Origin of the sequence: Staphylococcus chromogenes, from assembly GCF_029024625.1 — a bacterium.
Classification (GTDB): domain Bacteria; phylum Bacillota; class Bacilli; order Staphylococcales; family Staphylococcaceae; genus Staphylococcus; species Staphylococcus chromogenes.
On record NZ_CP118953.1, the window covers coordinates 995,993 to 1,014,552 of the forward strand.

General features: G+C 35.4%; 14 protein-coding genes. 8 read left to right on the top strand and 6 right to left on the bottom strand.

Going from position 1 to position 18,560, the window contains the following annotated elements; genetic code table 11:
* Positions 1 to 269: 269 nt before the first annotated feature.
* The 3 genes from PYW36_RS04910 (at position 270) to ccpA (ending at position 3,763) form a co-directional block, all read left to right on the top strand.
* A complete protein-coding gene (locus PYW36_RS04910) occupies positions 270 to 1,205 on the top strand; it encodes a hypothetical protein (RefSeq protein WP_037574412.1) in 936 nt (311 codons plus the stop codon).
* A 269-nt stretch (positions 1,206 to 1,474) separates the two neighbouring features.
* A complete protein-coding gene (locus PYW36_RS04915; protein ID WP_037574409.1) occupies positions 1,475 to 2,566 on the top strand; it encodes a bifunctional 3-deoxy-7-phosphoheptulonate synthase/chorismate mutase in 1,092 nt (363 codons plus the stop codon).
* 204 nt (positions 2,567 to 2,770) lie between these two features.
* Complete coding sequence (gene ccpA / locus PYW36_RS04920) at positions 2,771 to 3,763, top strand: catabolite control protein A (RefSeq protein ID WP_037574406.1); 993 nt, start codon at positions 2,771 to 2,773, stop codon at positions 3,761 to 3,763.
* A 115-nt stretch (positions 3,764 to 3,878) separates the two neighbouring features.
* On the opposite strand, the gene PYW36_RS04925 is transcribed toward ccpA, so the two are convergent.
* Entirely contained in the window at positions 3,879 to 5,033 is a 1,155-nt protein-coding gene (locus tag PYW36_RS04925) for an acetoin utilization protein AcuC (protein ID WP_103159176.1), read from the bottom strand.
* 14 nt (positions 5,034 to 5,047) lie between these two features.
* The gene (locus tag PYW36_RS04930; protein ID WP_037574400.1) at positions 5,048 to 5,680 is read right to left on the bottom strand and encodes a GNAT family N-acetyltransferase; all 633 of its coding nucleotides are present in this window, start codon (positions 5,678 to 5,680) and stop codon (positions 5,048 to 5,050) included.
* A 154-nt stretch (positions 5,681 to 5,834) separates the two neighbouring features.
* On the opposite strand from PYW36_RS04930, the gene acsA reads away from it, so the two are divergent.
* Both acsA and PYW36_RS04940 read left to right on the top strand, forming a co-directional pair.
* Entirely contained in the window at positions 5,835 to 7,544 is a 1,710-nt protein-coding gene (gene acsA / locus PYW36_RS04935) for an acetate--CoA ligase (protein ID WP_103159175.1), read from the top strand.
* A gap of 432 nt (positions 7,545 to 7,976) precedes the next feature.
* The gene (locus PYW36_RS04940; RefSeq protein ID WP_037574397.1) at positions 7,977 to 9,644 is read left to right on the top strand and encodes a formate--tetrahydrofolate ligase; all 1,668 of its coding nucleotides are present in this window, start codon (positions 7,977 to 7,979) and stop codon (positions 9,642 to 9,644) included.
* A 154-nt stretch (positions 9,645 to 9,798) separates the two neighbouring features.
* On the opposite strand, the gene PYW36_RS04945 is transcribed toward PYW36_RS04940, so the two are convergent.
* Positions 9,799 to 10,620, bottom strand: coding sequence for a transglycosylase domain-containing protein (locus PYW36_RS04945; protein ID WP_084276034.1), 822 nt, complete (start codon positions 10,618 to 10,620; stop codon positions 9,799 to 9,801).
* 410 nt (positions 10,621 to 11,030) lie between these two features.
* Between PYW36_RS04945 and tyrS the strand changes: the two genes are divergently transcribed.
* Positions 11,031 to 12,293, top strand: a complete 1,263-nt coding sequence (gene tyrS, locus PYW36_RS04950; RefSeq protein ID WP_037574392.1) for a tyrosine--tRNA ligase — start codon at positions 11,031 to 11,033, stop codon at positions 12,291 to 12,293.
* A 48-nt stretch (positions 12,294 to 12,341) separates the two neighbouring features.
* Here tyrS and PYW36_RS04955 read toward each other — a convergent pair whose 3' ends face one another.
* Positions 12,342 to 13,571 carry a S1C family serine protease gene (locus PYW36_RS04955; RefSeq protein WP_051604965.1) on the bottom strand — a complete coding sequence of 410 codons (1,230 nt, stop codon included), beginning with the start codon at positions 13,569 to 13,571 and terminating at the stop codon, positions 12,342 to 12,344.
* Positions 13,572 to 13,725: 154 nt separating this feature from the next.
* On the opposite strand from PYW36_RS04955, the gene PYW36_RS04960 reads away from it, so the two are divergent.
* Together PYW36_RS04960 and PYW36_RS04965 are read left to right on the top strand one after the other, a co-directional pair.
* Complete coding sequence (locus PYW36_RS04960; RefSeq protein WP_103159174.1) at positions 13,726 to 14,343, top strand: lysophospholipid acyltransferase family protein; 618 nt, start codon at positions 13,726 to 13,728, stop codon at positions 14,341 to 14,343.
* Positions 14,344 to 14,546: 203 nt separating this feature from the next.
* Positions 14,547 to 15,674, top strand: coding sequence for an HAD family hydrolase (locus tag PYW36_RS04965; protein WP_103159173.1), 1,128 nt, complete (start codon positions 14,547 to 14,549; stop codon positions 15,672 to 15,674).
* A 139-nt stretch (positions 15,675 to 15,813) separates the two neighbouring features.
* Here the strand turns inward: PYW36_RS04965 and serA are convergent, their stop codons facing one another.
* Complete coding sequence (serA, locus tag PYW36_RS04970) at positions 15,814 to 17,406, bottom strand: phosphoglycerate dehydrogenase (RefSeq protein ID WP_103159187.1); 1,593 nt, start codon at positions 17,404 to 17,406, stop codon at positions 15,814 to 15,816.
* Entirely contained in the window at positions 17,396 to 18,556 is a 1,161-nt protein-coding gene (locus PYW36_RS04975; RefSeq protein ID WP_103159172.1) for a pyridoxal-phosphate-dependent aminotransferase family protein, read from the bottom strand. The genes serA and PYW36_RS04975 overlap by 11 nt, the downstream gene beginning before the upstream one ends.
* Between the last annotated feature and the right edge of the window lie 4 nt (positions 18,557 to 18,560).

An 18,560-nucleotide genomic window follows, 5' to 3' on the forward strand; every position in this document is an offset into this window, starting at 1 on the left:
AGTACACAACTTTAAATGATGCTGATTCTAATCGTCAATCTTCAACTCAACATACTTCAACTAATAAAGAATTAGTGAACAATGAGTATGAAAACAAAGACTTAGATGATTTCAACACAAATCCTGAATCAGTTAACACAAAATACACAACATTAAATAATGATTCAAATCGTAAGTAAGTCGACGGTTAGTTGAATAAGTCTTGATTACACGCACTTAAATGAGGTACATACTTTGTTTAAGTGCTTTTATTTTAAGGAGGCATAAAAATGGAAAAATACAATCGTGATTTGCATTCAAAAGGTTTAGAAAGTTATGAGGTTTCTCAATATGATCGAGAAGCACCTCAGCGTTTAGATTTAGTTTTTGGTTTTGTTGCAGGTGCTGTATTAGGGAGTTCATTAGGATTGTTATTAAAACCAACACTAGAAGCAAAATCTAAGAAAAAAGAGCAAGTGAAAACAAAAAAAGTGAATGACCAAAATTCAACATTACGTGATGAAGCTAAACGTAAAGCAGAAGCGTTAAAAGCACAAGCACAACGTGTACGAAAAGATTCTCAACGTGAACGTAGTGTATTAACTGATTCAGAAGACCCATCATCAAAAGAATTAGCTGCGCAACGACGTGCGATTCAAAGTGAAGTTGATAGCGACCGTTTAGAAGGACAAACATCAAAATCTGCACGTGAGGAAAATAACGGTCAAAATACAGCAGGTGTTGCAACAGCAGGGGTGACTGCTTCTGGATTAGCACAAGCTGCGAAAAATAGTGACCAACAAAAAGAAAATGAAACATCAATTTCATCTGATTCCAAAGATGATGCAATGGCGGCACAACAACGTGCAATTCGTGCAGAAGTAGATTCAGATCGCTTAGAAGGACAAACTGGACCTACTGCTACAGCACAAGCAGAAGGTAAAGATGAAAAACTAAGTCAAGAAAAATCAAATCAACAAAAGACCTCAGAAAACACTGCTTCATTAGGTGCTCAACGTCGTTTGCTTAACGGCAACAAAAAAGAATCAACTACGACTTCTGCTAACAAAGAAAATGATTTTAGTAAAAAAGATGCGAAATTTGAAAATGGCGTAGTGACACATGACTCAGATAAAGATTTTACACTTTCTGATCATAATGAAAAAGTGAAAGAAGAAGCTAAAAAAACTAACAGTAAAGTAGATAAGCATACTTTTAATAAGTAACTTTAAATAACAAAATTAGCGTAACGTTTTTACATCGAATGAATGAATAAGAACCTATCTTGTTCTTGTTCATTCATTTTTTTGTAGCTTTTTTAACCGATAGCAACTACGATACTATTAATGGTAATATAAATGAGAATTTTCAAAAAATTTAGCCTAATTTTAGAAGATGGGTTGAAATAATCATATATTCTTGTTAGAATACGAAATATCACTAGTTATTTTACCGCTTTAAAGCAAGTGAGAAAATTTAAGTTGGGGTGAATTTCATGACGAATCATTTAGAAACGTACAGAAAAGAAATCGAAGACATTAACGAACAGATTTTAACATTACTTTCCAAACGAGGTGAGCTCGCTAAAAAAATAGGCGAGGAAAAAAGAAAACAAAGTACAGTGATTTATGACCCTCAAAGAGAAAAAGAAATGTTAAATTCGTTAATTGATAAAAATCAAGGACCTTTCAATGACAATGTCATTAAACAGTTGTTTAAGGAAATTTTTAAAGCCTCAACTGATTTACAAAAGTCTGATAATGAAAAACATTTATACGTCTCTCGTAAACTTAAACCTGAAGATACAATTGTGACGTTTGAAAACGGCGGGAAAATTGGAGAGGGACTTAAATCTTTCGTATTTGGTCCGTGCTCAGTAGAATCCTACGAACAAGTTGAAGCAGTTGCTAAAAATTTAAAAGAAAAAGGTGAAAAATTTATTCGAGGTGGCGCTTTTAAACCAAGAACTTCACCATATGACTTCCAAGGATTAGGCGAAGAAGGCTTAAAGATTTTGAAGCAAATTAAAGATAAATACGACCTTAATGTTGTAAGTGAGATTGTCCACCCAAATGATTTTGCGATTGCAGACCAATATTTAGATGTATTCCAAATTGGCGCACGTAATATGCAAAACTTCGAATTACTAAAAGAAGCAGGGCGAACAAACAAACCTATTTTATTGAAACGTGGTTTATCAGCAACGATTGAAGAATTCACATATGCAGCAGAGTACATTGCCAGTCAAGGTAATCAAAATATTATTTTATGTGAACGCGGTATTCGCACATACGAAAAAGCGACACGAAATACATTAGATATTTCTGCGGTACCTATTTTAAAACAAGGCACACATCTTCCTGTTTTAGTTGATGTGACGCATAGTACAGGTCGTAAAGATATAATGTTACCTGCAGCTAAAGCAGCATTGGCGATTGGCGCAGATGGGGTGATGGCTGAAGTTCATCCTGATCCAGCAGTAGCTTTAAGTGATAGTGCACAACAAATGAATTTAGAAGAGTTTGATTCATTCTACAATGAAATCAAACCTCTTTCAGAAATGTACAATAACAAAACACTTAAATAAATACTTGTTTATTTTAAAAGGGGAGAATTCTTGAAATTTTCTCCTTTTATTATCGTTTAAATACATATAATTACTATTATTTCGTGACAAACCTATGACATGAAGATTTTTATATTTCTAATCTATCGATATTATGGTAAACTTTGAAAATGTGATGAAAACGGAATATAATAATAGAGTAAGCGTTTACAAGGAGGTAGAAATATGACAGTAACCATATATGATGTCGCTCGTGAAGCCCGTGTTTCAATGGCGACTGTATCACGTGTTGTAAATGGAAATCAAAATGTTAAACCTGAAACAAGGGAAAAAGTTAATGAAGTCATTAAACGATTAAATTATCGTCCAAATGCTGTTGCAAGAGGTTTAGCAAGTAAGAAAACAACTACAGTCGGTGTGATTATACCTGATATTTCTAATATTTATTATTCTCAACTTGCGAGAGGATTAGAAGATATTGCAACGATGTATAAATATCATACAATCATTTCGAATTCAGATGATGATCCTGAAAAAGAAAAAGAGATTTTTAACAATTTATTAAGTAAACAAGTGGATGGCATTATCTTTTTAGGTGGCACACTGACGACTGAAATTAAAGACCAAATTTCAAAAGCCTCTATACCCGTTGTTGTTTCAGGCACAAACGGAAAAGACGACGGTATTGCTTCAGTAAATATTGACTTTAAAAAAGCGAGCCAAGAAATCACTGAGCAATTAATTAAATCAGGTGCAAATAAGTTTGCGTTTGTAGGTGGAGGCTATTCTAAAAAAGCCCAAGACGATGCACTCGAAGGATTAAAACAACAATTATCTGAACATCAATTAGAAGTGGATAGTCATCTTTTATATGTAGGGAACGAAACATATAAAGATGGAATACGTGCGTTTGAAAAATTAAGTGCTTACCAACCAGACGCTGTGCTTTCAATCAGTGATGAACAAGCGATTGGGATTGTACACGGTGCGATGGATCACGGGCTAAATGTACCTGAAGATATTCAAGTTATCAGTTTTAATAATACACGTCTCGTTGAAATGGTACGCCCACAACTTTCAAGTGTAATACAACCGCTATATGATATTGGGGCTGTTGGCATGCGTTTATTAACGAAATATATGAATAATGAAGAAATCGAAGAACCCAATGTGATTTTACCTCATAAAATCAGATACCGCGGAACAACCAAAGTTTAATAATAAAACCCTTGTTTCTCAAAAGTCACTCAAAAAGCGTCAATCTTACACAGCTTTAAGAGTTCCTCCTTGAATCAAGGGTTTTTGTTATAGAATAAAGTCATATGAATAGGGTTTAAAACCAATTTTTAATCTTATTCGCCACACTTTGATTTTTATCAGTAATCTCTTGAGTTCTTGGAATATTTTGAAAATCAGGAAATGTCTCTTCCCAAGTTTCAGGAAGCGAAATCGAGCTATAATGTTGCCATTTGGTTAACCAAGATTCAGGTAAACGTCCAGTTAATGGGGGGTGATCGATAAGGCTTAAATAGACGTGACTCCAAGCGCGGGGCACTACTCGCCAAATATTGTAGCCACCACCACCAAGCATGAGGACTTTTCCGTTGGCATACTTTTTTGCAATGTCATGGACAACGTAGGGGATTTCATATAATGTATTTAAATCACAATGCATATGAGTAAGTGGATCCAAATAGTGAATATCAGAACCATTCACACTAACGATAAAATCAGGTTGAAAAGCAGCTGCAACAGTTTCAAGTGTCTGTTTAAATACGGACATGTAACTTTCGTGTTCCGTATAGGGTTCTAAAGGGACATTTATAGTATAGCCGAATCCTTGGTCATCACCTCGTTCAGTATAATGACCAGAACCAGGAAATAAAAATTTTCCAGTTTCATGTATAGAATAATTCATGACCTCATTTGAAGTGTAAAACCGCCATTGTACACCGTCACCATGATGGGCATCAGTATCCACATATAAGACACGTTGATGATATTTCTGATATAAATATTTTATATAAATTGCAGCGTCATTATACACACAAAAACCGTTTGCGCGTCCTTCTAATGCATGATGTAGACCGCCACCTAAGTGGCAACCATTTTGAAATTTTCCTTCCATTATCGCATCAATTAAATTTAATCCTCCTCCAACAATGGTCGCTGTGCTTGTATGGATTTTTGGGAATACATGTGTATCTTCATCGTCTAAACCATACTTGCTCTTTTCATCAGGCGTTAAAAGGTTACGTTCCCCACGTTTAATCGCTTGGATATAGTCATATTTATGAACAGTTGCAATTTCATCTACAGTGGCAATACGAGGTTTAATGATTTGATTGTGATGAAGTAAACCAGTAGCGTCCAGTAACTCTGTTGTTAATTTCAGACGCATTTGATTAAAGGGATGTTTATTATGGAAGCGATATTGCAAAAGTGCATCTGAATAGACATACCCAGTTTGAAAAGTATTTTCTCCCATTTGGATTCCCCCCATTAAAAAAAGAACCTGTTCATGTAGCGTAAGTCGTCAAATGTCCTCATTTGATCTACTGTAATATTTTTTCCAATACGTGCCATTAGGCTATTCGCAGGGTGGCTTGTGATTTCTGGATCATCGGTGGCAAATACTTCTAAGCCGCCGTTTGCCATCATGCGTTGCATTAATTTTTTATATTCAAAAACGTCGAGACCTGAATTTTTTAAATCCCAATGCCAGTAATATTCAGTTGTGATAATGATATAATTCTCTAATTCCGGACTTCGAGTACTCAACTTTAAAAGTTCACGACCTAATCCATAACTTCGATAAGGTAGACTGATTTCAATAGCGCCAAGTTCCAATAAATAGGGGAGGTTCCCATTAGACCATCTTTCCATAGGGTCTGGATAAAGATAGGTGACGTAGCCAATTATATGTTGATCTACTCGAATAATATAAATTCTCCCTTCATCCAAAGTGCTTATTTCTTGTATCGCTTCAAATTGTTCGATGGGTTCTCGAAATGCATTTAATCCTTCATCAAAGGTCATGGTTTCTAATTGTAATTTTGTCACTGGTCCCTCTAGGATAGTTGCTTTACCGTTGATCATTAAAGTTTCTTTTTCATATGTTTTAATGTGCTTCATGAGAGACTCCTTTCTAAACAAACTATTAATGATAGTATAGCCAAATCATATTGAATTTTCATCTATTATTCAGAATAAGTGAAATTTTTTGAAAACAATATCCTGATAAGCTATAATTCAAATGAAAGCGATTTCAAACAAGGGGGTAATCATCATGAAAGTTGAAGTATACAAAGGGGAAGAAGGAAACTTCAATTTAACAGAATATGAAAAAATCTATCAAAATTTTAAATGGGAAGATGTTGAAAAAGGATTTTCCTGGTCAAAAACTGGAAAAGTTAATATGGCCTATGAATGTATTGATCGTCATGTTGATGAAGGAAAAGGAGATAAAATTGCCTTAAATTATAAAGATGACGTGCGTAAAGAAAGTTATACATTTAATGAGCTGAAACAGAAATCTAATCAAGCAGCTAATGTTTTAAAAACAAAAGCTCATGTTCAAAAAGGGGATCGTGTATTTATTTTTATGCCACGTACGCCTGAACTCTATTTTGCATTTTTAGGTATATTAAAAATTGGAGCCATCGTGGGGCCGCTCTTTGAAGCGTTTATGGAAAAAGCAGTGAAAGATCGTTTGGAAAACAGTGATGCTAAGGTGATTATCACGACGAATAGTCTATTACCGAGAATTCCAAAAGATGATTTGCCGAATTTAGAAACGATTATCGTAGTGGATGAAAATGTCAGTGATGAATATGTAGATTTTAATACAGAGATGGAACATGCGAGTGATCAATTTGAAATAGAATGGTTAAATCAAGACGATGGTCTTATTCTTCATTATACTTCGGGATCTACTGGACAACCTAAAGGCGTATTGCACGTACAAAAAGCCATGTTAGTTCATTATATTTCAGGAAAATATGTGCTTGATTTACAAGAAGATGACGTTTATTGGTGTACAGCTGATCCAGGTTGGGTCACAGGGACTTCCTATGGGATTTTCGCTCCATGGTTAAATGGAGTAACCAATTGTATTGCAGGAGGTCGTTTTTCTCCAGAAGCTTGGTATAGTATGATTGAAGAATTCAAAGTGACGATATGGTATACTGCACCAACAGCTTTACGTATGCTTATGAGTGCTGGAGATGATTTAGTAGAAAAATATAATTTATCCTCAGTACGTAGTATCCTCTCGGTGGGTGAACCCCTTAACCCAGAGGTTATAAAATGGGCTAAAAAAGTGTATGATAAGCGTGTGTTAGATACTTGGTGGATGACTGAAACAGGTGGACATATGATTGTCAACTATCCATCCATGGATATTAAATTAGGTTCTATGGGCAAGCCATTACCAGGAATTGAAGCGGCGATTATTGATAATGAAGGAAATCCGTTACCGCCTAATCGCATGGGTAACCTTGCTATAAAAAAAGGGTGGCCGTCAATGATGTACAAAATATGGAAAAACCCCGAAAAATATCAGTCCTATTTTATTGGTGACTGGTATGTTTCAGGCGATTCTGCCTATCAAGATGAAGATGGATATTTTTGGTTCCAAGGTCGTGTCGATGATGTCATCATGACTGCGGGTGAACGTGTCGGTCCTTTCGAAGTGGAATCGAAATTAGTAGAGCATGAAGCGGTTGCAGAAGCAGGGGTTATTGGTAAGCCGGATCCTGTTCGTGGCGAAATCATTAAGGCATTTGTCGCATTAAGAAAAGGTTACGAACCGTCTGATGCATTAAAAGAGGACATACGAAAGTTTGTGAAAGAAGGTTTAGCTGCGCATGCAGCACCACGTGAAATCGAATTTAAAGATAAATTACCAAAAACACGTTCAGGTAAAATTATGAGACGTGTATTGAAGGCATGGGAACTTGATTTGCCTACAGGTGATTTAAGTACTATGGAAGATTAATCTCATTTCAATAGGTAAATAATTTTAAATTTACTATGAAATAAAAATATAGGTTTAATGCTTTGAAACTATTCAACATTTGATATGAAGAGTTGGAGACGTGGCATTCATCTGAAGAATGAGTGTCGCAATACCAACTCTTTTTATGATGTTATTGTTGGGTTCTTAAATGCAGGCTTGGAAAAAACTATAGAGCAATGATTTTACTGTTGTAATAAGCGGCTAGTCCCATAGGAAATGGCGTAAAAGAGTTAGCTATATATAGATAAATAAAAACCTGACTCTATTTATCGAATTTTATAAACGCTTTTATTCGACAAGTATGGATGAGTCCGTTATTATTAACTGTGGAAATAGTTTTTTTTAGAACTGTTTGTATGCGTTTACATAGCGCATGATTGTTAATGAAATTCATTTAAGGGGCTGAAAATTGTGAGTCATTTATCAGATTTAGAAATTGCAAATCAATCTACATTAAAACCGATTAGTGAGATTGCTCAAAAAGCAGGTATCTCAGAAGATGCGCTTGAGCAATACGGTCACTATAAAGCTAAAATTGATATTTCTAAAATTACAACAAAAGGTGAAAAAGGGAAAGTTGTACTTGTTACAGCAATGAGTCCAACTCCTGCAGGTGAAGGTAAATCTACAGTTACTGTAGGACTTTCAGATGCATTCAATAAAATTAATAAAAATGTTATGGTCGCTTTACGTGAACCCGCATTAGGACCAACATTTGGTATCAAAGGTGGCGCAACTGGAGGGGGTTACGCACAAGTTTTACCAATGGAAGATATTAACCTTCACTTCAATGGTGATTTTCATGCCATTACAACTGCAAACAATGCATTATCAGCATTTATCGACAACCATATTCATCAAGGCAACGAATTAGGTATCGATCAACGTCGTATTGAATGGAAACGTGTTTTAGATATGAACGACCGTGCATTACGTAATGTTGTTGTAGGTTTAGGCGGACCAACACAAGGTGTGCCACGTGAAGATGGCTTCAATATTACTGTAGCATCAGAAATTATGGCAATTTTATGTTTAAGCACAGGAATTATGGACTTAAAAGAAAACATCTCTAAAATTACAATCGGTTATACGCGTGATCGTCAACCGGTAACTGTTAAAGATTTAGGTGTTGAAGGCGCGTTAGCTATGATTTTAAAAGATGCGATCAAACCTAACCTAGTGCAAACTATTGAAGGCACACCAGCACTTGTACATGGCGGACCGTTTGCAAATATTGCACATGGTTGTAACTCTATTCTTGCAACAGAAACAGCACGTGATTTAGCAGATATCGTTGTAACTGAAGCAGGATTTGGTTCAGATTTAGGCGCAGAAAAATTTATCGACATTAAATCTCGTAAAGCAGGTTTTGAACCTGATGCTGTTGTGTTAGTTGCAACAATTCGTGCGCTTAAAATGCACGGTGGAGTAGCTAAAGATAACCTTAAAGAAGAAAATGTTGAAGCATTAAAATCCGGAATTAAAAACTTAGAACGCCATGTAACTAATATTAGAAAATTTGGTGTTGAACCGGTTATCGCCCTTAACGCATTTATCCATGATACAGATGCAGAAACACAATTTGTTCAAGAATGGGCAAAAGAAAACAATGTTCGTCTTTCATTAACAGAAGTTTGGGAAAAAGGCGGAGAAGGCGGCGTCGACTTAGCGAATAAAGTACTTGAAGTGATCGAACAGCCAAATGACTTTAAACGCCTTTATGACTTAGAATTACCATTAGAAGAAAAAATCGAAAAAATCGTTAAAGAAATCTATGGTGGCTCTAAAGTTACATTCTCAAGCAAAGCGCAAAAACAATTAAAACAATTCAAAGAATACGGATGGGATAATTACCCAGTATGTATGGCTAAAACGCAATATTCATTTACTGACGATGCAACTCAATTAGGTGCACCAGAAGGCTTCGAAATTACAATTCGCGAATTAGAAGCAAAAACAGGCGCAGGATTTATTGTTGCATTAACAGGAGCAATTATGACAATGCCTGGTCTTCCTAAAAAACCAGCGGCATTAAATATGGATGTTACTGAAGATGGACATGCTGTAGGTTTATTCTAATCTTAAGTTATCTTATTAGACTGGTGACAGGAATACTGTTTCACCAGTCTTTTTATGTATAGGTAGAAATTTAACTTTTTAAGAAGTATAAAAAAACAAACCCGCTTTTTATAAGTAGGTTTGTCTATTTCACAAAGGTCTATCGGATAAGGTTTTATATAAATCTTTCAGCTATTGGATATTTTAATGCAGCTTGATATTCTTTTTTTGTAATCATTTTTTCAATATACATCCGTTTTAAGACATATTTTTGACGACGTATAGAATCTGAAAGTGCTTGTTGGCTTTTAACCTCACCATAGGTGTTATAAGGCGTATAATAATATGGGCTTTGAACCAATCCTGCTAAATACGCTGATTCAGCCAAGTTGAGTAATTGTGGAGGTTTACCAAAAATACCATAGGACGCCGAGGTAATACCGGTAATATGATGTCCGTTCGTATCTCGACCAAATGACACACGATTAATATACGTATAAATAATTTCATCTTTACTCATTAGGTTTTCCAATCGCATTGCATACATAATTTCCTTAGCTTTACGGTTATATGTTTTTTGCTGAGATAACATTTGATTTTTAACGAGTTGTTGCGTAATCGTACTTCCCCCTGTTGGGTTCTCACGATTGAAAATATCTTGATACATTGCTCTGAAAATAGCTTTTGGTAAAATACCATGATGCGTATAAAACTGTGCATCTTCACTAGAAACAATGGCTTTTGTTACATATGGAGAGACCTCAGCGGGTCCGGCGATAAGAATCGGTGACTGTTCATTGTATAATGCAATGAGATTCACATTTTTGGATTTTATTGGAGGCATCTCAGGGAGGCGTGTAATTTCTCTAACAAGCGCATCATCATCAATTTCATTTGCATTCGAAACAATACTTGCAAAATAGCCTAACACAATGCCAATAAATAAAATTATAATCCAAATAAGAACAGTGATGGAAAAGATAAACAGATGTTTCATCTTTTTAAAGTACTGATCATAGCGATTCGTGTATTCTATCAATCGATGGGGATGTATCACGCCTCATTAGACCTCCTTTTTAACAATTATAGTATAGCATAATTTGGTTTTAGTCGTTTTAATCCTTCAAATGTGTATTATATTGACTTTTCAAGCACGACATTTTATAATATGAAGCATTATCAATAAGATTTGAAACAGAGGAGAAGTAACTTTATTTTTTTGAATTTTAGAGAGTCAATGGTGGGTGTGAATTGACATTCAAATTAAAGTGAATACACCTTGTGAAGTGTTTCATCGTTTTAGCAGTGTACGTAACATTGTAAGAGTATCCAAGTATGGTGGTAACGTGCAACAGCGCCCTTACATTTTTGTAAGTGGTGTTTTTTTATTTTTAAGGAGGTTTTTCCATGGCAAATCAATTAATAGAGGAATTAAAATGGCGAGGGTTAATCTATCAACAAACAGACGAAGAGGGGATAGAAACCCTACTCAACAAAGAGCAGGTTAAATTATATTGTGGTGCTGATCCAACTGCAGACAGTTTGCATATCGGTCACTTATTACCATTTTTAACATTACGTAGATTCCAAGAATACGGACATCGCCCCATTGTTTTAATAGGTGGAGGAACAGGTATGATTGGTGACCCATCTGGTAAATCCGAAGAACGTCTTCTTCAAACTGAAGAACAAGTAGAAAAAAATGTTCAAGGTATTCAAAAACAAATGAAACAACTTTTTGATTTTGATACAGAAAATGGTCCTATTCTAGTGAATAATAAAGATTGGTTAGGTCAAATTTCATTAATTGAATTTTTACGTGATTTCGGTAAGCATGTGGGCGTAAACTATATGCTTGGGAAAGATTCCATTCAATCACGCTTAGCAAACGGTATCTCATATACTGAATTTACTTATACGATTTTACAAGCGATTGATTTTGGTCATTTAAATCGTGAATATCAATGTAAAATTCAAATTGGAGGTTCTGATCAATGGGGGAACATTACCAGTGGAATTGAATTAATGCGTCGCATGTATGGGACAACTGAAGCCTATGGTTTAACAATTCCTCTTGTGACAAAAGCTGATGGCAAAAAATTTGGTAAAACAGAATCTGGTGCAGTATGGTTAGACCGTGAAAAAACAAGCCCATATGAATTTTACCAATTCTGGATTAATACACGAGACGAAGATGTTGTTAAGTTCTTAAAATATTTTACATTTTTAACTCAAGAAGAAATACAAAATTTAGAAGAATCAGTTGAAAATGAGCCTCATTTACGTAAAGCTCAAAAAGCGTTAGCTGAAAGTATGACACGTTTCATTCACGGAGAAGATGCTCTAGCTGAAGCAGAACGCATCTCAGCGGCATTGTTTAGTGGGGATTTAAAATCATTAACGGCTGATGAAATAAAAGCTGGTTTTAAAGATGTGCCACAAGTAACCCTTTCTGAATCGACTGTTCAACTTGTAGAGGCTTTAGTAGAATCAAAGATTTCACCTTCTAAACGCCAAGCACGAGAAGATATTACTAATGGTGCGATTTATATCAATGGGGAACGACAACAAGATTTGCAATATGAATTATCAAGTAATGATAAATATGATGATACATTTACTATTATCCGACGCGGTAAGAAAAAATATTATATGGTCAATTATTCGTAAAGTAGAAAGCCCCTCTCAGTGTGTGTTGAGAGGGGCTACATTTATAGGTTATTTTGCTGTATCTAGTGTGACTTTAATTTTTGAAGTTTTTCCATCTCGATTAACTGTAAACGTAACTTCATCTCCAGGTTTTTTATCTTTATACAGATAGCTACGTAAATCCGAATCACTTTCTACTTTATGTCCATCAATTTCAGTAATAATATCGCCACGTTTTAAATCTATGCCTTGTCTTGGTACGTTGGCGACATAAACACCTGAGTTTGTCTCTAAGTGGCGTTTATAATTGTCTGGAATATCTGTCACATTAATCATCTCAATTCCAATAGAAGGGCGTTTCACCTCTCCGTTATTGACAAGTTGTTCAATGACTAATTTAACTTCATTACTTGGAATGGCGAAACCAATACCTTCAACTTGAGGCGCAGCAATTTTTAAGGTGTTAATTCCTATTAAATTACCATTTAAATCGACTAATGCACCTCCAGAGTTGCCGGGGTTAATTGCAGCGTCTGTTTGTATCACATTCACTTTGTTTGAACCCGCTGAGGTGTCAGTTTCAATGGTACGCTCATTCGCTGAAATAATACCTGATGTCACTGTATTGGCAAATTCTAAGCCAAGTGGATTTCCCATAGCAAACACACTGTCACCCGTTTTTACTTTACTTGAATCGGCAAATGACATCGTTTTAATGTCATTTCTGTCTTTGATTTTTAAGACGGCTAAATCTGTTAATGAATCATTTCCGACTAATTCTGCTGAAACTTGTTGAGAATTATGTAGTTGGATTTTAATAGAGGATGCACCTTCAATGACGTGATTATTTGTAACGATATAAGCGTTTTTACCGTCTTGTTGATAAATGACGCCAGAGCCAATGCCAGAAGGCTGAGACTTAAGGGATTTTCCACGTAATAAGTCTTCTAGATTTTGTGCTTTTTGCTCATTAATCACTCCAACTATAGATGGGGCTTTATCATTTATCATTTGATTCACTGTTTTGTATTTGCTACTTTTGCCATCTAGCGTACTTCCACTAGAGTCTTGATTTGATTCATTGACTTGTGAGCCTGATTTGTTTGCAAAAGGGGAACTGAAATTAGAGGTCATATTTAATAAACTAAAAGCGATAAGTCCTCCAATTATCCCTGCAATAAGGGCGATAAGTATGGTTTTAAGCCATGGAAATTTACTTTTTTGTCGACGACGTGTAGCAGAGTTAGATTCATATTCATTTGATTGTTGTGAAGGATTAAAATTGTGTTCTTCTCTCATAAAATGCCTCCTTTAAATTTATTATCCTATGTTCATCACATTTTGACCAGTCTAGCGCTCTCCATCTTTAGTCGTATTTTTAAATGTAGTTGTTCAAATGTTTAGGAAGTGATAAAATTTAAAGGGCTAAAAGACGTAAAGAGTAGGTGTTAATATGTTATATCGATTAATTGCGAAAGCATTAGATTTTATTATCGTAAAAAAACTAAAAAAATTAGAAGTGATTGGACTAGAAAACAAACCTGATTCCAATCGGTATGTCGTTACATGTAACCATGAAAGTTACAATGAAATTATCCTTTTAGGATTAGCTTTATTACCAAATGAAATTCATTATATGGCCAAACAAGAATTATTCAAAAATAAGTGGATGCATCAATTTTTTACAGCGTTAAATGCTTTTCCTGTCAACCGAGAAAACCCTGGGCCAAGTACGTTAAAGGTTCCTGTTAAAATTTTAAATCAAAACAAAACTGTAGGTATTTTCCCATCTGGGCAACGTACTTCAGTTGAAGTGCCCTTAAAGAAGGGGGCAGCAACGATTGCCATGTTAGGAAAAGCACCTATTTTACCTGCAGCTTATGTGGGACCTACTAAAATCCCACATCTTTTTACTAAAAAGGCCTATATTAAGTTTGGGGAGCCGATTGATACAACAGCCATCCCAAAAGATTTGAAACGCCAAGAAAAAGTAGAAAACATTACACAAATGTTAACTGAACGTACACGTCAGTTACAAAAAGAGTTAAATGCATACGTAGAAGGTCACTAATGATTAAACATATAGAAGCTTGGACATAGAATTCATCAAAAAATTATTCTCAATAAATATTTAAGGATAACTTTATTCTATGACATGCTTCTTTTTGTTTTATGCACCTTTAAAGATAAAATATACAAATACAAGTGCATACTCATGTAGGTTTTTATGTTATAGTTGTTTTATCTGAAAATTCTGTTTATGGAGGTTGCCCTATGGAAAAAGTGATTTTATTTGATGTAGATGGTGTTTTTTTAGATGAGGGAAGATGTTTTGATGTTTCAGCATTAGCAGTTTATGAATTACTTTTTGATGAAATGTATTTAAATTTAGGCGATAGTGTAGATTTGAGTCATTTAAAAGATTCTCAAATCCAGGCGATTCGTAATGATATTTTTGAGAACGATATGATTTTAAATCACTTGAAATCTTTAGGGATCAACTCGAATTGGGATATGTTATTTGTTGTATTTTCGATTCATTTTATCAATTTGTTAAAACAGCTCAATGAAGAAGACCGTCAGCATTTTTTAGATTCAAAGTCAATTTCTCAAACACAAATCAAAAGTTTAGGTGACAAATTCACAAATAAAGTCATCGACTATGCAGCACCATTAGACTTTTTATCCACTTGCTCAAAAGGTAAAGAAGCATTGTATGAAGAATTAAAACAATTTGCAGGTTTACTATTGAATACGACAAATGTTTCGCTCTTTGATATTCAAAGTCCTTTGTGGAAGTTTGCGCAATCTATTTATCAAGAGTGGTATCTAGGACGAACATTATTTGAAGAAGTTGAAAAGCAACAGCCAAAATCACATTTTAAAAAGGGTTATATATATCATGAAAAACCACTTGTTCCAATAGACGAAGTTAAAAACCTTTTGTGTGAACTTAAAGAAAAGGGATATAAAATCGCTATTGCAACAGGACGAACTCGGGGAGAAACGTTAATCCCCTTTAAGTCATTAGGGCTATTAGAACATTTTAATGAATCACATATTGTAACTGCGAGTGAAGTGATGGATGTCGAGCAGAAATATCCGGATTTGAAACCACTAGGTAAACCTAATCCTTTTAGCTATATTGCAGCTTTAAACGGTAATCAAGTAGAAGATTATTATCAATACGCAACAAATCAATCAAATTGTGCAAACAAAGAAGAAGTGACGATTGTGGGAGATTCTCTAGCAGATTTAATATGCGCCCAAAAAATGAATGCCTATTTTATTGGGACCTTATCGGGATTAAAAGGTCAAGATGCACGTGAAGAATTAGAAAAGCATCATGCTGACCAAATTGTAAATCATGTGCTAGATATACGTGCGACATTTATTGAGTAGTGGGTTGTAGATGTAATAAGAGCGTCAAGATATAGAAGATAACTTAAATAATAGAGCCATCAAAATTGAGGTGAGGTAATTTTGATGGCTCTATCTTTATATGATTAAACAAAAGAATTTACAAATGGTCTTATTCCTACTACAAATTCAAAGTGACAGGTGTTACTGAACGAAAGCCATCAATATGCAACAAATGAGATTCAACTTGATCATTAATAGGGTGATCTATTGATAAAATCATCATGGCATGACCGCCAATATTTGTCCGACCTAAGTGCATAGAGGCTATATTAACATCATGTTCTCCTAAAATTTGTCCTGTCTTTCCAACGATACCTGGTCGATCATGATGATGAATGACTAATTGATATTGTTCCGGTCTAAAATCAACAGGATAGTCGTTGATACGTACAATACGAGGGCCAAATCCATTTAGAACAGTGGCTCCAATTTTAACTGTGTCCCCTTTGTTAATTAACTCAAGTTCGATATAATTGCTAAATCCTTTTTTACTTTTTGTTTTTTCAATAGAATAAGTGACATTTTGTTCGCTTAGAAGTGCAAGTGCATTTATCAGATTCACATGATCTCCCATATCTTGCTGTAATACCCCTTTGACGAGTGTTCGTGTAATCAAACTTGTATCATCTAAAGCAATATCTCCTGCATAGGTAATATTTAATTCACGTGGAGCTTTCGGTAAAAGTTGAATACCCATTTCACCAGTAACTCGTGCCAGTTCAACAAATGGCTGTAATGCTTCGTCGTCTCCTAAAATAAAATTAGGGGCGTTGACGGCATGTGCAATATGTTGCTCTGTTAATATATCGATGATGTCTTCAGAAACAGACACGGCTACTTTTTCTTGCGCTTCAATTGTAGAGGCTCCCAAATGAGGTGTGACTATGACTTTTGGATGTTGTACCAAAGGTGAATGAGTTGCTGGCTCATTTTCAAATACATCTATCGCTGCTCCGGCGATTTTTTCATGATCTAAAGCTTCAATGAGTGCATTTTCGTCAATGATACCACCACGTGCTACATTAATAATACGAAGCTCTGGTTTTGCTTGTTCGAAAAATGAAGCACCCACTATCCCTTTTGTTTTTTCAGTTAAAGGTGTATGTACGGTTACAAAGTCAGATTTTTGAGCGATTTCATCAACCGTCGCACGTGTGAAATCCAATTCTTTTGCCTTATCTTCAGTAAGATAGGGATCATAAGCGAGGATATCCATACCAAAACTTTGCAAACGTTTTGCCACGCCAATTCCGATACGTCCGGTACCAATAACACCTAACGTTTTACGATATAATTCAGTGCCTCGAAATAATTTTCTATCCCATTCGCCACTTTTTAATGAAGCATGCGCTTGAGGAATGTTGCGTGCCATTGCGAGAATCATAGCCACCGAATGCTCTGTCGCAGAAATTGTATTACCATCAGGGGCATTAATCACAATAATTCCACGTTTGGTTGCATGATCTAGATCGATATTATCTACACCCACACCTGCACGCGCTACGACTTTAAGTTGGTGTGCGGCATTGAGTAAGTTAGCCGTAACCTGAGTTTGGCTACGAACAATGAGCGCATCGAATTCTGGGATAATTTGAATTAATTCTGATTCACTTAAACCTGTTTGATTAATGACTTCAAATCGTGTATCTTCATTTAAGCTTTTTAGACCCTCTTCTGAAATAGGGTCAGCGACGAGTACTTTATAAGACATCATTTACCACCTCCATAAATGCTTGCGTTCCTTTTCCAATATAAGATGTCTTACGATATTGTGAGAGTAAAATTTCTAGTGCTGAGATAAACGACAATAAGGTAAAAGGAGAGACATCCCCCATATGACCCACACGTAAAATTTGGCCTTTTAATTTACCTTGTCCTCCCGCAATAGTGATATTAAATTGCGTTTTAAGGTCTTTTTTGATTTTTTTAAGTTCATTTTCGTCCTTTGGAATAAAGGCGGTAACTGTAGGTGAGGCATGTTCATCTTTGACGAGGAGTTCTAAATCCAATGCGCGCAATGCCGTGCGTACAGCATCTCGAATTTGATAATGTTGCGCTATGATGGCATCAAAACCTACGCTTTCAATGTAACGTCTATATGCGATGATACCGCGAAAAGCTGAAATATTAGGCGTATAAGGCGTAGAATGTTGTAATAAGGATTTGTGATGTTTGGCCAAATCTAAATAAAATTTAGGTGTTTTGCTTTTGTAAAATTCATCTAGAGCACGTTGATTATAGGCAACAAAAGCAATGCCAGGAGGTAACGCCATTGCTTTTTGACTTCCTGAAATTAATACATCAATAGCATCTCTTTCCATATGAACATCAACAGCCCCGATACAGCTAACGCCATCTACGACAAAGAGGGGAGTTGTATTTAAGGTTTTTAATTTTGCCCCAAGTTGTGCGACTGGATGGAGAACAGCCGTTGAAGTTTCACAAAATTGTGTAAAGACAGCTTTGATAGGCGTTTGGATTTCTTGTATAAATGAAAATACTTTTTCTGGATCAAAAGCTTCTCCCCATGGGACTTCATAGATATGTACATGAGTATAATATGTCTCGGCAATCTGCTTAAATCTATTACCAAATGCTCCAGAAACAATAACTACAAAATGATCGTCTTTTTCTATCAAATTGACCATACTTGCTTCCAGTGCACTCGTTCCACTTGAGGACAAAATCATGACCTCTTCATCACTACCAAAAACTAACTTTAGTGATTGGAATGCCTCTTTCGCAATAGCTTCAAAATCAGAAGAACGGTGACCCACCATAGGTAAATTCATTTCGGCTTGGATATGCGCAGGGACAGGTGTTGGACCTGGCGTTAATAATATGGAGTTTTGGAAATACATAAGC